Raw genomic sequence first — 14,255 nt, 5'->3', positions numbered from 1 at the left:
CGCGGATGGGTACAGTTGGCGCAGAACAACCAACGGGGACGGGCGAGAGGGAGGGCCATGTGGTACTGGCTATTCAAGTACATCCTCCTCGGCCCGTTGCTGCAATTGCTTGGCCGGCCGAAAATCGAAGGCCTGCACCATGTTCCGAGTACGGGTCCGGCGATCCTGGCCAGTAACCACCTGGCGGTGATGGACAGCTTCTTTCTGCCGCTGGTGGTGCGCCGCCGAATCACCTTCCTGGCGAAGGCCGAATATTTCACCGGTACCGGAATCAAGGGCTGGTTCAGCCGCTGGTTCTTCACCGCTGTCGGTCAGGTCCCGATCGACCGCACCGACGCCGACGCCGCTCAGGCCGCACTGCAAACCGCTCAACGGCTGCTGGGCGAGGGCAAGTTGATGGGCATGTACCCCGAGGGCACCCGTTCGCCCGACGGCAGGCTGTACAAGGGCAAGACCGGCCTGGCCCGGCTGGCACTGGAGACCGGGGTGCCGGTGATTCCGGTCGCGATGATCGGTACCGACGTCGTCAACCCGCCGGGAACCACGATGCTGCGCTTCGGCCGGGTGACGGTCCGGTTCGGCAAGCCGATGGATTTCTCCCGATTCGAAGGAATGGCCGGCAACCGTTTCATCGAGCGGGCGGTCGCCGACGAAGTCATCTACGAGCTGATGGGCCTGTCCGGTCAGGAGTACGTCGACGTCTACGCCGCGACGGTCAAAAATCGCAGCAGCGACCCGACCGACGAGGGGCCGACCGACGATGAGGCCACGCGCATCCCCGAGACTGCTGCCGGCTAGGTCGCGACGTTCACGTCGCTGATGAGCTGACGATCGACGTCGGAGTCGGTGCCCGCCCGTGAATCCGGCGTAGCCACCCGCGCAGTGACGGTGAGTCCGGCCGTGACGATCACCGCCAGCGCCCACCACACGTAGGACATCCCGAGAAGTTGACGCCACCAGTTGGCCGTCTCCTCGTGATGCTTGGGCATCAGCTCGAGCGGGGTCCAGTCGATCTCCATCAGCGCCACTCCGGCGACGGTGAGCACGGACAGCGCGACGTTGCGGCGCCGCCAGCCCAAGACCGCCGTCACCACCAGCGTCGGTAGCGCCCACACCCAGTGGTGCGACCACGACACCGGCGACACCATCAGTCCGAACAGGGCCACGCAGATGACCGCGAGCGTCGGCTCCCCGGCCTGCAACACCCGCCGCATCGCCCAGACGGTCAAGGCCAGCACGGCCAGGCACAGGCCCACCCAGAGCAGGAAACGCAGGTGCTCCCCAAGTCCGATCCGGGCCAGCGCGCCCGCGATGTTCTGGTCGGTGTTCAGCGCCGCGGAGCCGATCCGATCGGTGTGGTGAACGGTGTGCGTCCAGTACTCCCACGAGTCGCTCCAGGCCAGCACGAATCCGACCAGCGTCGCGGTGGCAAAAGATGTCACGGAAACCAGTGCGCTGCGGAAGTCGCGACGCACCAGGAAATACAGCAGGAACACCGCGGGGGTGAGCTTGAGCGCGATGCCCAGCCCTAACAGCAGTCCGCGGGGCCAGGGGGTGCGGCGCGGCACGCAGTCGGCGATCACCAACGTCATCAGCACGACGTTGATCTGGCCGAAGGCGAAGTTCGAGGCGATCGGCTCCAGCCAGATCGAGGCGGGCGCGACGACGATCACGGCCAACCACCACCGGCGCAGCCACGCCGGCCCGGGCACCAGCGCCGAGGTGTTCCAGACGTCGAGGCGGGTCAGCACGATCACCGTCGAGACGATCAGCAGGGCCAGGGTTAATACCGTGATCGCGACGCTGGCCGCCGGCATGTGCAGCCAGGCGAACGGGCAGAACAGGACCGCGGCCAGCGGGGGATAGGTGAACGGCAGATTCAGTCCGATCGGTGTGTGGAACAGCACATCACCGCGATACAGCGGACGTCCGTCCAGCCAGGTCTGGCCGCCCATCTGATAGATGTCGATGTCGATGCGGTAGGGAATGTGGGCAAACAAGCCCCACGCCGTGTAGCCCAGCGCCGCGGCGGCCAGCAGCCACAACAGACACCAGACCAATGCCCGCCCCGGTCGGCCGCCCACGCCGGGCGCCTGCGAATTAGTCATGTCGCAGAACAGCGTAATCGTTGCCCGTGGCTGTCATGTTGCGCAGCGCGGCTCCCGCGTCGCCGGGAGGCACGGGCGTAGGTTGCAAACGTGTTGCACTGGTTCGTGCCCAGAGTGGACCACTGGTTCTGGGATGGCATCGTCCACGGGGGCCGGCTTCCTTTGCTGTGCTGCCTGGTCGCCTTCATCCTGACCTTCTTCGTCACGCGCACTTTCGTGCGCTTCATCCGGCGCCGCGTCGCCGCCGGCCGCCCCGCCCGGTGGTGGCAACCGCGCAACGTCCACGTCGGCGGAGTGCACATCCACCATGTGACGTTCGGCGTGGTTTTGGTGATGGTCTCCGGGCTGACCCTGGTGACGCTGTCGGTCAACGGGCAAGAACCCGAGAACACGGTGTCGGCAATATTTTTCGGCATCGGCGCGGCGCTGGTGCTCGATGAGTATGCGCTGATCCTGCACCTGTCCGACGTGTACTGGGAAGAGGACGGCCGTACTTCGGTGGACGCGGTCTTCGCTGCCGTGGCGGTGGCCGGATTGTTGATCATGGGGTTGCACCCGTTGATGTTCTTCTTCCCGTTCGTCCATGGCACGGATTCGTTCGCCTGGCACGCCGCGGTGCTCGGTGCGATGGTGATGACGCTGCCGCTGGCGGTGGTGGTGGTGCTCAAGGGCAAGGTCTGGACCGGTCTGCTCGGCATGTTCATCGTCGTGCTGCTGGTCATCGGCGCGGTCCGGCTGTCGCGCCCGCATGCCCCGTGGGCCCGGTGGCGCTACACCACCCATCCGGACAAGATGCGGCGCGCGTTGGATCGGGAACGCAGATGGCGCCGGCCCGTCGTACAGGCCAAGTTGTGGCTGCAGTGCGCGATCGCCGGCACGCCGCGGCTGCCCGACGATCGCATAGTCGACGAGCAGCTCGACCACGAGGTTCATCCCGCGCCACCACCCGAGGGGACCGAGCCCATCCTGATCGGCGGTTAGCCCGGGCCTGGCCTGAAGGGCTTGATGGGCCGCCTCCTTGTTCGTGCCGTACCGGCACTCGTCGTCGTCGGCGGCGGCCTAGGCTTTCTCGGTGCGGTACTTCTACGACACCGAGTTCATCGAGGACGGCCGCACCATTGAGTTGATCTCGATCGGCGTGGTCGCCGAAGACGGTCGCGAGTACTACGCCGTCTCCACGGAATTCGATCCCGAACGCGCCGGAGCCTGGGTGCGCGCCAACGTACTGCCCAAGCTGCCACCGCCCGCGTCGCAGCTGTGGCGCTCGCGCAGGCAGATTCGGCATGATCTGGAAGAGTTTTTCGGCATCTCCGGCGGCCAGGCCCCGGCACCGATCGAACTCTGGGCCTGGGTCGCGGCCTACGACCACGTCGCGTTGTGCCAACTGTGGGGACCGATGCCGGGCCTGCCGAAGGCGATACCGCGCTTCACTCGGGAGCTGCGCCAGCTGTGGGAAGACAGGGGATCGCCACGGCTGCCGCCGCGGCACCGCGACGTCCACGATGCGCTGGTCGATGCCCGCGATCAGATGCGGCGGTTCCGGCTGATAGTGTCCGGCGACGATGCGGGCGCCGACGCGACCCGTTAAGCAGCCTCCGGCCGAGCCGGGGGTCCCCGCCGGGGCGCGTGAGGAATGGCGTTGGCCCTGGCTGGCCACAGATATCATGGACCGATGAACTGGACCGTCGACATACCGATCGACCAGCTGCCGGCGCTGCCGCCGCTGCCCGCTGACCTGCGGACCCGGCTCGACGCTGCCCTGGCTAAGCCGGCCGCTCAGCAACCGGCCTGGCCCGACGACGAGGCTGCCGCGATGCGCACGGTCCTGGAAAGCGTCCCGCCCGTGACGGTTCCGTCCGAAATCGTCCGGCTGCAAGACCAACTCGCCCAGGTCGCCAAGGGAGAGGCATTCCTGCTGCAGGGCGGTGACTGCGCCGAGACGTTCGTCGACAACACCGAACCCCATATCCGCGGCAACGTCCGCACCTTGCTGCAGATGGCGGTGGTGCTCACCTACGGCGCCAGCCTGCCGGTGGTCAAGGTGGCGCGCATCGCCGGTCAGTACGCCAAGCCCCGGTCGGCCGATCTCGACGCGCTGGGCCTGAAGTCCTACCGCGGCGACATGATCAACGGCTTCGCCCCGGACGCCGCGGCGCGCGAGCACGACCCGTCGCGGCTGGTGCGTGCCTACGCCAACGCCAGCGCGGCGATGAACCTGATGCGGGCGCTGACCTCGTCGGGACTGGCCTCGCTGCACGGGGTGCACGACTGGAACCGCGAATTCGTCCGCACCTCCCCGGCCGGGGCCCGTTACGAGGCCCTGGCCGCCGAGATCGACCGCGCGCTGAGCTTCATGAGCGCGTGCGGCGTGGCCGACCGCAATCTGCAAACCGCCGAAATCTACGCCAGCCACGAGGCCCTGGTGCTCGACTACGAGCGGGCCATGTTGCGCTTGTCGACCGACGAAGCCGGGGCGCCGCAACTGTACGACCTGTCGGCGCACACCGTGTGGATCGGCGAGCGGACCCGACAGCTCGACGGCGCGCACATCGCGTTCGCCGAGGTGATCGCGAACCCGATCGGCGTCAAGCTCGGCCCGACGATGACGCCCGAGCTGGCGATGGAATACGTCGAGCGCCTCGATCCGCACAACAAGCCGGGCCGGCTGACCCTGGTCGGCCGAATGGGCAACAACAAGGTCCGCGACCTGCTGCCGCCGATCATCGAGAAGGTGCAGGCCACCGGCCACCAGGTGATCTGGCAGTGCGACCCGATGCACGGCAACACCCACGAGTCGTCCACCGGATACAAGACGCGTCACTTCGACCGCATCGTCGACGAAGTGCAGGGCTTCTTCGAGGTACATCGCGCCCTGGGCACTCACCCGGGCGGCATCCACGTCGAGATCACCGGCGAGAACGTCACCGAGTGTTTAGGTGGCGCACAAGACATTTCGGATCACGACCTGGGCGGTCGCTACGAGACCGCGTGCGACCCGCGGCTCAACACCCAGCAGTCGCTGGAGCTGGCGTTCCTGGTCGCCGAGATGCTGCGCGACTAGCTCGTCAACGCACGGAGCAGCGTTTCGGCGAATCGCCGATGTGTGGTGTTTTGAGCTGAAGCGAACAGCCACTGGCCCTCGATTCGCACTGCGACGCTGGTGTTCACCCGTGTGCGGCGTCGAGCCCACCTTCGATTCCGCTTTACGACGGCGTTTGACACGACCAACGCGACATCGGGGGTGGCAAACCGCACCTGAAGGATCTCGATTTCGAGCTCGGATCCCTTCAGGAACTTCTTGAACAGGGGAACATACGACGCGGCAATTGCTTTGCGGCCTTTGTGGTGGCTGCCCAAGAAGGTGATGTAATCGGCATCGGAAGTGAACACGCCGGCATACGCCTCTGGATCCGCTGCGGCCCAGGCATCTACCTGGCGATCGACCAGATTGCGGATAGCGTCCTCGTCGGCGGTGCGCTCGCTGTTCATCGTGTCGCCGCCATGCGGACCGACGTCGGCTGCTGGCGTTTTCCGGTGGCGAAGGCCGTGGCTGCCCGGGTGAGCGTCTGCGCCAACAGCGTTCGTGCGTTGACCGCCAGGATGCGGGGCAACAGCGCGGGATCCCGGAGCCCGGATTGGGTGTCTATCAGGTTGCCGATCCGGTAGAAGCGTTCGGTCACCGTGACATCGTTGGCGGCGGCGTTCAACGCCGCCCTGGATATCGCGCCCTCCAGCCGCTGCCGCACGCAACGCCGGGTGCGGGCGGGGGAGCTGAGCCTGTCGCGCGTTTGATTGCTAGCCCATGTCGGGCCGATGTACTGGGCCGCGGTGCGGAAAAAGCGTTGTGCGAGTTGGGCATCGCCCGAGCGCAGACAGTCGCGCAGGGTCAGGGCTTCCAGTGCCGCCACGGTCATGCCCTGGCCGTAGGTCGGGTCGAGGCTGCACAAGGCGTCCCCAATCACCAGCAGACCCGAAGGGAACCTCTCCATCTGGTCATAGCGTCTCCACACGGCCGCGGTATGGCGATACGTCACGGCCTCGCCGATGGGCTGCGCACCGCGTAATCCGTTGACGATCGACGCGGGCAGAGATGGCTCGGCCATCCCGAGCATCGCGGCGAAATCGGTTGGCGGCTCCCCGATGTCGGTCAACTGGCCGATCGCCAGCATCCACGTGTCGTGTTCGCCGGCAACCAGCAGGCCGCCGGGTTTGCCGCCTCCGGGGTTGAAGAGCACCAGATATTCGGCGATGCGCCCCTTGGGGATACTCAAGCGTTGGCTCGAGTAGCCCAAGCCGTCCAGGAATGCCGGGGTGCGCGCTGCCCGGCCGGTCGCGTCGACGACCAGATCGGCGACCAGAGTGGTATCAAAACCTGTGGTGCGCTTGGTGATTCGCACGCCGGTGACGGCATCGGCGGCGAAAAGCGGGTCGACGACGTGGTGCTCATCCAAAAAGGTCACATTGGGCAGAGCCTGGACGCGCCGCCGTACGTGAAACTCCAGAAACGGCCGGCTTGCCAGGCACAGGGTGAGCAGCGTCGGATCGGCCAACATCCCCGAGCGTTTCAACTCGTAGCGCCCGATGCGCGTATACACCCGGGATAGGTCGCCGTCGGCAGCGACGACCGCTCCGGCGGCGGCGAGCTCGTCCAGCAATCCGGGGAACAGCTCGGTCAACACGTTGAGGCCACGGCTTAAGAAGTTGTGCACATGGCGTCCCTGAGGAACGCCCTTTCGTTCCGTGGGGTAGCCGGGCAACCGGTCGCGCTCCACCACGCTGACCGAGTCGTAGAACTCTGAAAGCACCCGCGCCGCAAGCAAACCCGCCATTCCGGCACCCAACACCACTGCGTGGTGGCGGTGCATTGTTGAACTCATACAGCAGGACGGTACACCAAAATTAAGAAAAATAAGAGGATCTTGAGGTTACATTAAGATTCCGTGTCGTGGCGGGGGCTCAGACGTCACAACAGGCCGGTCAGATTGCTGCCGAGCGTCCATCCTGCCGTCGCGACCAGACCGGTGAGCGCCAGCACCAGCGCGACCCAGATCAACACCATGCGGCGGCGTCGTTGACGCGCGAGCGTAAATTCGCTCATCGCAATGCCGGCGAATTCGCCTGATACGGGCTCGTATTCGTAGTCATCCTCGTATTCGTAGTCATCCTCGGGTTCGGAGTCGGCCTCGGTTCGGGGTGCCGGATCCGGCCAGTCGCCGGGTCCGCGTGTCAACTGGCGGGTGGGCTGCCGGACCGGAGCCTGCGTCGGCGGTTGGCGCGAGGCGGGCCGCGGCTCGGTCATCCGGCTGTGGTGCAGTGCCGCCGACCGGTGCTGGGCGGAGTTGCGCGGTGCCGGCACCCGGAAGTCGGGCAGGTCCAGCTCGTCGGCGATCGACTCCACCTCGGCGAGCATCTCGAGTGCGTCGGCGTACCGCTCCGCGGGGTCGCGGGCGGTTGCGCACGCCACGAGATCATCGAACTGCGCAGGCACCCCCTCGATCACGCTGCCGGGACGCGGCACGTCGTGGTCCAGTCGTTGGTAGGCCACCGTCAACGGGGAATCGCCGGTGAAGGGTGCACCGCCGGTCAGCAGCTCGTAGATGAGGATCCCCGCGGAGTAGACGTCACTGCGCGGACCGGCGTTTCCGTCGCGCACCTGCTCGGGCGACAGATAGGCCGCGGTGCCCAAAATGACGCTGGTTGAGGTGATTCCGGCGGCGGCGACCGCACGCACCAACCCGAAATCGGCGATTTTGACGTCGCCGTCGTCGGAGATCAGCACATTCTCGGGTTTGACGTCGCGATGCACCAGCCCGGCGCGGTGCGCGGCAGCCAGCCCGCCCAGCACCGGGCGCAGCACCGCCGCCACGGCATGGGGCGGCATCGGACCGCGTTCGGCCAGCAGCTCGCGCAGGGTGCCGCCCTCGATGAGCTCCATCACCAAGAACGGGTGTCGCGCGTCCTGGCCCTGGTCGTAGACGGCGACCAGCCCCGGATTCTTCAGTCGGGCCACCGTGCGGGCCTCGAGCTGGAAGCGGGTCAGGAACTGAGTGTCGCCGGCGTACCGAGAATCCATCACCTTCAGCGCGACCGGGCGGTCGAGCCGGACGTCGAGGCCGCGGTACACCGTCGAGGTGCCGCCGCTGGCGATCTTGCTCTGCACCAGATAGCGGCCATCCAGCAACGTGTTGTCCAACGGGTCACCCGTCCCGGGTCTGGTCACGGGGCCATCGTAGGTGCGGGTCTGTGATCGGTGAGGAGAACATCGGCGCAACGCGCCTCCGCGTTCGGCGACCACGGCTTACACTTGCGCCCGTGGGCAGTATTCCGGCCGGCGACGATGTGTTAGATCCCGACGAGCCAACCTACGACTTGCCCCGGGTGGCCGAGCTGCTCGGCGTACCGGTGAGCAAGGTGCAGCAGCAGTTGCGCGAAGGGCACCTGCTTGCGGTGCGCCGTGCCGGGGGCGTGGTGATACCGCAGGTGTTCTTCACCGACACCGGTGAGGTGGTCAAAAGCCTGCCGGGGTTGTTGACCATCCTGCACGACGGCGGCTACCACGAAACCGAGATCGTGCGCTGGCTGTTCACTCCCGACGCGTCCCTGACGGTGACCCGCGACGGTAGCCGGGATGCGCTCAACAACGCCCGTCCCGTCGACGCGTTGCACGCCCACCAGGCACGGGAGGTCGTGCGCCGCGCCCAGGCCATGGCGTACTAGGCGGCCAAGGGTTCTTCGGCCAGCTCGGCGCGCGCTTCCGGGACCCGATACAGCGTGTACCAGGCGGCCAATGCGGCCACGGTAGCCATCGAAAAGTGCAGCCACGAATACATGCCGTGCGATCCGTCCGGCTTGAAAATAACCATGGCCCAGGTGGAGAGCCCGGCGATAACGGCGATGGCCCGTCGCGACTGGGCCAGCGGGGAAGCCACCGCCAGCGGCCAGGAGTAGTACCAGGGCAGGGCCGCCGGCACGAACAGCACCACGATCAGCATCGACCACGCCATACCGGTCAGCGCGCCCCGGTCGTCGCGGCGGAACCGCCACCACAACAGCGGCAATGACACCGCGATGATCGCGACGCCGATGTAGCGGGTGATCCGCAGCGTGGCATAGAAGTCGACCGGCACAAAACCGTTGACGACGAAGTGAATCACGTTCGCGGCCGCGGTTGGTACGGTCAGCCAGTTGATGATCTTCACCGATCCCGCAAGGGCGGTCAGCCACCCCAGGCCGACGCCGGCCGCCACGGACAAGACGGCGAACACCACGACGAAGATCAGCAGGCCCATCGCGGTGGCCGCCGCGAATGCGCGGGCCGGCCGATATCCCCGCTGGTCGCGCAGATGTCGCATCCACACCCAGACCAGAAACGGCAACGAGAGCCCGGCGGTGGCCTTGACCGCGACCGCGACCGTCACCAGGGTGATGCCCAGGGCATGGCGGCGTGCGAAGGTCAGCGCGATACCGGCGGTCATCAGACCCACCATCAGCATCTCGTTGTGCACCCCGCCCATCAGGTGGATGAGCACCAATGGGTTCAGCACACAGATCCACAATGCGGTTGCGCCGCTGGTGCCGATGTGGTGGGCCAGTCGGGGAACGGCCCAGATCAGCAGCGCCAGTCCGGGCAGCATGCACAACCGCAGCAGCATGGTCCCGGCGATCACGTGATTGCCGACCAGCACCGTGACGAGCTTCGCAATGAGAATGAACACCGGACCATACGGGGCGGTGGTGATGGTCCATATCGGGCTTACGTTGTCCAGCAACACATTCGGGTTGGCCACCGGGCCAACCGCGTAGGGATCGAAGCCGTCGCGCAGCAGTGCGCCCTGGGCCAGATAGGAGTAGGTGTCGCGGCTGAAAACCGGCACGGACAGCAGCAACGGCGCCAACCAGAAGCCGGTGGTGGTGCGCATCATGAATTCGGTGGTTTCCCCGGCGACGACGCGGCGGCCCAGCGCCAGCCAGGCGACCAGCATCATTGCCACACCCGTCCACAACAGAATCGACGACAGCACCAGGCCGTGGCCAAACCGCAGCCAGGACATGTGGATCGACTCCAGCACGGGATCGTGCGGCTTGGTGCTTCCCGCGCCCAGGCCGCCGGCGGTGATCAGCACCGCACCCAGGAAGCCCAGCTTCGCCGGGCGGGCCTGCGGCGCTGAAGTGAACGCCTTGAGTTCTGAAAGCCGCTGGGCGACAGATCTTTTCGCGGTTGACGAGCCGGCTTCGGACGGGCGCAGGGGTGTAGTCATCGACTCAGGCGGACCGATCGGTGGCCATCCTGGCCAGTTCTGCGAGTCCCGCCTTGGCGGATGCGCTGATGGGTGCGGCCGTGAGTGCGGCCAGCGCCCGCCGGGTCAGCGTGGCGATGCGTTGCTCGGCCGCGTCCAGCGCGCCCACCGACTCGATGACGTCGCGCAGCTCGCCCACTTGCGCGTCGGTCAGCGGGGCACCGATCGAGGTACGCAACAGGTTGGCCGCCAAGGGATTCGACTGCTCCGCCAACTCGACTGCCTCGGCCAGCAACACAGTGCGCTTGCCGGAGCGCAAATCGTCACCGGAGGGCTTGCCCGTCACCGCCGGGTCCCCGAATACGCCCAGCACGTCGTCACGCAGCTGGAACGCCACTCCGAGGTCGGTCCCGAACTGCGCAAAGACGGCTTGCACATCCGGCCGGTCAGCGGCGGCCGCGGCCCCCAGCTGCAGTGGCCGCGTCACGGTGTAGCAGGCGGTCTTGAACGTGTCGACGTTCATCGCCGACGCGACCGAGTCCGCGGCGCTGGCCTCGGCGACGATGTCGAGGTACTGGCCGCCCAGCACCTCGGTGCGGATATCGGCCCACACGCGCTGGACCCGTCGCTGCGTGTCGGGTGTCAGGTCGGCCCCGAAGACGATGTCGTCGGCCCAGGCCAGGGCCAGGTCGCCGAGCAGGATGGCCGCCGAAATCCCGAACCGGTCCGCGGAGCCCCGCCAGTTCCGGTCGCGGTGCAGCGCGGCGAAGCGGACGTGCACCGTCGGCCTGCCGCGGCGGGTCGAGGAGTCGTCGATGACGTCGTCATGCACCAGCGCGCAGGCATGCAGCAACTCCAGCGCGGAAAACAGTTGCAGCACTTGCGCGTCGGGTTCCGTGTCGGCCACCGCACGCCATCCCCAATACGCGAAGGCGGGCCGCAACCGCTTGCCGCCGCCCAGCACAAAGTCTTCGAGGGCGGAGACCAACGCGGCGTAGTCGTCACCGATGTAAGCGGTCTCACCACGCCGCTCGCGCAAGTACCGGCGAAGTTGGTCGGCAATCGCACCGTTCAACTCGACGGTTGCCGCTGCTCCTGCGGATTTCAGGCTCAGCGCGGCGCCCCTTTCTGCTCGCCATGCCCCGGGTGTTCTCTAAGCTCGATCAGTGTATTCGCCGTCACAGGCGGTGGCTCTTTCGCCACGACCCGCGTGCCGATGTGACCCAGGTTGCTCGGGCGGTTCACGATTCCCCCGCCACGGCGGCCGGTAACCTCACGCCCCTATGCTGGCGTGGTGCGAACCGCCCGAGAAAGAGGAGTCGCGTGACGCTCAACACCATTGCGCTCGAGCTGGTGCCGCCCAACGCGGACGAGGGTCGGGAGCGGGCGCTTGACGAGGCGCGGAAGGTAGTGCGGTACTCGGCCGAATCCGGCCTGGACGGCCGCATCCGCCACGTGATGATTCCCGGCATCATCGCCGAGGACGACGACCGCCCCGTCGCGATGAAGCCCAAGTTCGACGTGCTGGACTTCTGGTCGATCATCAAGCCCGACCTGCCGGGCATCAACGGTCTGTGCACACAGGTCACCGCCTTCATGGACGAATCCTCGCTGCGCCAGCGGCTCACCGATTTGACCGACGCCGGAATGGAAGGCGTGGTGTTCGTCGGCGTCCCGCGCACCATGAACGACGGCGAGGGCTCCGGCGTCGCACCGACCGACGCCCTGTCGATCTATCGCGACCTGGTGGCCAATCGTGGCGTGATCCTGATCCCCACCCGCGAGGGCGAACACGGCCGGTTCAACTTCAAATGTGACCAGGGCGCCACCTACGGCATGACCCAGTTGCTGTATTCCGACGCGATCGTGGGCTTCCTGGCGGAATTCGCCAAGACCACCGATCACCGGCCCGAGATTCTGCTGTCGTTCGGCTTCGTCCCGAAGATGGAAAACAAAACCGGCCTGATCAATTGGCTCATCCAGGACCCGGGCAACGCCGCGGTGGCCGCCGAGCAGGAGTTCGTCAAAAACCTGGCCGGTTGCGAACCGCCCCAGAAGCGCCAGCTGATGCTCGACCTGTACAAGCGGGTGGTGGACGGCGTCGGCGAGCTCGGTTTTCCGCTGAGCATCCATCTGGAGGCGACCTACGGTCTGTCCGGGCCGGCGTTTGCGACCTTCGCCGAGATGATCGACTACTGGTCACCGGCCCAGCGCGTTTAGCCCGCTCGGCGACGATGCAGCCCGGGACGGCCTGAGGCGGGGGCACCCCCGGCCGCGCGGCGAGGGGGCGAGTCGAGCGATCTAGCTGGGCGGCTGATTGCCCGGTGTGGTGAACCGCTCGGAGCGGTCCCGGCTCATCCAGGCCAGCAGCGCGACCACGCCGGCCGCCGCGAAGGACGCGATGCCCAGCCACACTCCCGCGCCGGTGAAGGAACGGGTGTTGGGATCGGTGTAGCGGGCCTGGGCGGTCATCGTGCTCACCACGCCCGGCTTGAGCTTCCACGACACCGCATCGGGATCGACGCGGTCACCGTTGGTCGACGTCACGATGCCGGGAAAGGCGACGGTGAGCTCGACGTCGGCGTCCGGATCGGTCAGCGACGTCAGATCCGCGCGGCCTTCCAGGATCACCACGTTGCCGTTGCGGCGCAGCGACAGATTCACGCCGGCGGCATCGGAGTTCATGTTGGCCAGCTGCGGCAACTCGGAGAACGTCAAATCGGAGAACACGGCCTGCGAGCCGACGTAGCCGTCGCTGTCGTAGTTCGACACGGCGACCTTCTGGTTGAACGGCAAGTTGTTCGTGTCGAGCTGCGGACCGGTGTCCTTGGCAGTTTTCGGTTTGGCCGCCGCGATGATCTCCCCGGAGACCAGGTCGTCGGGCGAGACGGTGAGCGAGGCTCTGGCCCGCAGGCAGCCGGTTGCCAGGGGAACAAGCAGCATCAGCATGGCGATGGCAAGCACGCGGCGCCGGCGGGCAGTAAACCCTCGGGCTTGGCGTGGGGGAGAGCTGGCGCGCACCAGGTCATCGTGCCAGATCCGGTGTGTCGCTTGCCCACGTCGTCGGTTTGCGGCACTGGCGGGTCGTGCGGCGGCCATCGGTGTCGTCACGCAGCTAGAGCGGCAGCGGGCGGCCGAGGATCGCGAATGCCCGTGGGTCACCGGCGAAGTGGTAGCGCCGGATGATGTCGTTGAAGCCCAGCCGCCGGTACAACCGCCACGCGCGGTTGGCCTCGCCGTTGGTTTCCGGCGTCGAGAGCAGGACGTTGCGCTCGCACCGACCGGCGAGCAGCCGGCGGGCCAGTGCCTCGCCGATGCCGCGGCCCTGGGCGCGCGGATGGATATGCAGTTCGGTCAGCTCGAAATAGCTGCTCGTCAGCTGGGCGATCTCCTGCGGCGGCAGGCCACCGCGTTGCATCCCCAAGACAACCTGTTGCTGCCACCACTGCCCGGGCGCCCCGGGGTAGCCATAGGCCACCCCGAGCAACGGCGCATCGCTGAGTTCCGACGCCGGCGGCACGTCGCCTCCCTCGGCGGCCTCCACCTCGACCGCCGCGGCCGCCTGCCACCCGCGCCGGCGGAGGTGCTCCAGCCACATGGCGGCCCGCTGGTTTTCGGTGCCCGCCGGGTATCGCATCGCGTTGACGTAGACCCCCAGCGCATCACTGAGACGGCGCTCCATATCGTTCGGCGGCAGGTCGATGAGGAATATCGCCAACTCGCGGTGTCCTCCTCGTCACAGTGATTCGGGCCTCCGCACTCCTCGGCGGCAGGCGGTGCGTCGGCCCCGTGCCCGTATCGCCATTATCGGGTCCGAGGCTGATCGGCTGACGGGCGGTGGCGGCAACCAGCGGACGACTCCGTCCGTTTCGGCAAGGGTGTTGTAACGCATCGTCGTTGCGGTCCGATG

14 protein-coding genes are annotated in these 14,255 nt (G+C 67.0%); 6 read left to right on the top strand and 8 right to left on the bottom strand.

Annotation, left to right across the window (positions count from 1 at the left end):
* Positions 1–57 precede the first annotated feature (57 nt).
* Positions 58–798 (top strand): lysophospholipid acyltransferase family protein, encoded by a 741-nt coding sequence (locus tag OK015_RS17755; RefSeq protein WP_268124961.1) that lies wholly within the window; start codon positions 58–60, stop codon positions 796–798.
* On the opposite strand, the gene OK015_RS17750 is transcribed toward OK015_RS17755, so the two are convergent.
* A complete protein-coding gene (locus OK015_RS17750; protein ID WP_268124959.1) occupies positions 795–2,108 on the bottom strand; it encodes a glycosyltransferase 87 family protein in 1,314 nt (437 codons plus the stop codon). The genes OK015_RS17755 and OK015_RS17750 overlap by 4 nt on opposite strands.
* Before the next feature lie 114 nt (positions 2,109–2,222).
* Here OK015_RS17750 and OK015_RS17745 point away from each other — a divergent pair, with 114 nt between their 5' ends.
* The 3 genes from OK015_RS17745 to OK015_RS17735 all read left to right on the top strand — a co-directional run bounded on the left by OK015_RS17745 (position 2,223) and on the right by OK015_RS17735 (position 5,169).
* A complete protein-coding gene (locus OK015_RS17745; RefSeq protein WP_268132852.1) occupies positions 2,223–3,089 on the top strand; it encodes a hypothetical protein in 867 nt (288 codons plus the stop codon).
* A 91-nt stretch (positions 3,090–3,180) separates the two neighbouring features.
* A complete protein-coding gene (locus OK015_RS17740; RefSeq protein ID WP_268124957.1) occupies positions 3,181–3,696 on the top strand; it encodes a polyadenylate-specific 3'-exoribonuclease AS in 516 nt (171 codons plus the stop codon).
* Between the two features lie 84 nt (positions 3,697–3,780).
* A complete protein-coding gene (locus OK015_RS17735; protein ID WP_268124955.1) occupies positions 3,781–5,169 on the top strand; it encodes a class II 3-deoxy-7-phosphoheptulonate synthase in 1,389 nt (462 codons plus the stop codon).
* Here the strand turns inward: OK015_RS17735 and OK015_RS17730 are convergent.
* The 3 genes from OK015_RS17730 to OK015_RS17720 all read right to left on the bottom strand — a co-directional run bounded on the left by OK015_RS17730 (position 5,166) and on the right by OK015_RS17720 (position 8,328).
* On the bottom strand, positions 5,166–5,597 hold the full coding sequence (locus tag OK015_RS17730) for an SgcJ/EcaC family oxidoreductase (protein ID WP_268124953.1): 432 nt from the start codon (positions 5,595–5,597) through the stop codon (positions 5,166–5,168). The two genes, OK015_RS17735 and OK015_RS17730, sit on opposite strands and share 4 nt — an antisense overlap.
* A complete protein-coding gene (locus OK015_RS17725) occupies positions 5,594–6,985 on the bottom strand; it encodes an FAD-dependent oxidoreductase (protein ID WP_268124951.1) in 1,392 nt (463 codons plus the stop codon). Before OK015_RS17725 ends, OK015_RS17730 begins: the two co-directional genes overlap by 4 nt.
* Before the next feature lie 86 nt (positions 6,986–7,071).
* Entirely contained in the window at positions 7,072–8,328 is a 1,257-nt protein-coding gene (locus OK015_RS17720) for a protein kinase domain-containing protein (protein ID WP_268124949.1), read from the bottom strand.
* A 92-nt stretch (positions 8,329–8,420) separates the two neighbouring features.
* Here OK015_RS17720 and OK015_RS17715 point away from each other — a divergent pair, with 92 nt between their 5' ends.
* Entirely contained in the window at positions 8,421–8,825 is a 405-nt protein-coding gene (locus tag OK015_RS17715) for an Rv2175c family DNA-binding protein (RefSeq protein ID WP_268124947.1), read from the top strand.
* Here the strand turns inward: OK015_RS17715 and OK015_RS17710 are convergent.
* Together OK015_RS17710 and idsA2 are read right to left on the bottom strand one after the other, a co-directional pair.
* The gene (locus tag OK015_RS17710) at positions 8,822–10,366 is read right to left on the bottom strand and encodes an alpha-(1->6)-mannopyranosyltransferase A (protein WP_268124946.1); all 1,545 of its coding nucleotides are present in this window, start codon (positions 10,364–10,366) and stop codon (positions 8,822–8,824) included. The two genes, OK015_RS17715 and OK015_RS17710, sit on opposite strands and share 4 nt — an antisense overlap.
* 4 nt (positions 10,367–10,370) lie before the next feature.
* Positions 10,371–11,420: a bifunctional (2E,6E)-farnesyl/geranyl diphosphate synthase gene (gene idsA2, locus OK015_RS17705; protein WP_268124945.1), complete on the bottom strand. Its 1,050-nt coding sequence runs from the start codon at positions 11,418–11,420 to the stop codon at positions 10,371–10,373.
* A gap of 248 nt (positions 11,421–11,668) precedes the next feature.
* On the opposite strand from idsA2, the gene OK015_RS17700 reads away from it, so the two are divergent.
* Positions 11,669–12,565, top strand: a complete 897-nt coding sequence (locus OK015_RS17700) for a mycobacterial-type methylenetetrahydrofolate reductase (protein ID WP_268132850.1) — start codon at positions 11,669–11,671, stop codon at positions 12,563–12,565.
* 81 nt (positions 12,566–12,646) lie between these two features.
* On the opposite strand, the gene OK015_RS17695 is transcribed toward OK015_RS17700, so the two are convergent.
* Both OK015_RS17695 and OK015_RS17690 read right to left on the bottom strand, forming a co-directional pair.
* The gene (locus tag OK015_RS17695) at positions 12,647–13,294 is read right to left on the bottom strand and encodes an LppM family (lipo)protein (protein WP_268132849.1); all 648 of its coding nucleotides are present in this window, start codon (positions 13,292–13,294) and stop codon (positions 12,647–12,649) included.
* A gap of 166 nt (positions 13,295–13,460) precedes the next feature.
* The gene (locus OK015_RS17690) at positions 13,461–14,063 is read right to left on the bottom strand and encodes a GNAT family N-acetyltransferase (RefSeq protein ID WP_268124943.1); all 603 of its coding nucleotides are present in this window, start codon (positions 14,061–14,063) and stop codon (positions 13,461–13,463) included.
* Positions 14,064–14,255 lie beyond the last annotated feature (192 nt).

The organism is Mycobacterium sp. Aquia_216 (assembly GCF_026723865.1).
GTDB lineage: Bacteria > Actinomycetota > Actinomycetes > Mycobacteriales > Mycobacteriaceae > Mycobacterium.
Note: the sequence above shows the minus strand (reverse complement) of the source record. Positions and strands in the feature narration are given on the sequence as shown.

Bases quoted from the DNA above. Each gene is read 5' to 3' on its own strand.
- OK015_RS17755 (WP_268124961.1), top strand. From the start codon at position 58: ATGTGGTACTGGCTATTCAAGTACATCCTCCTCGGCCCGTTGCTGCAA.
- OK015_RS17750 (WP_268124959.1), bottom strand. From the start codon at position 2,108: ATGACTAATTCGCAGGCGCCCGGCGTGGGCGGCCGACCGGGGCGGGCA.
- OK015_RS17735 (WP_268124955.1), top strand. From the start codon at position 3,781: ATGAACTGGACCGTCGACATACCGATCGACCAGCTGCCGGCGCTGCCG.
- OK015_RS17730 (WP_268124953.1), bottom strand. From the start codon at position 5,597: ATGAACAGCGAGCGCACCGCCGACGAGGACGCTATCCGCAATCTGGTC.
- OK015_RS17725 (WP_268124951.1), bottom strand. From the start codon at position 6,985: ATGAGTTCAACAATGCACCGCCACCACGCAGTGGTGTTGGGTGCCGGA.
- OK015_RS17710 (WP_268124946.1), bottom strand. From the start codon at position 10,366: ATGACTACACCCCTGCGCCCGTCCGAAGCCGGCTCGTCAACCGCGAAA.
- OK015_RS17695 (WP_268132849.1), bottom strand. From the start codon at position 13,294: ATGCTGATGCTGCTTGTTCCCCTGGCAACCGGCTGCCTGCGGGCCAGA.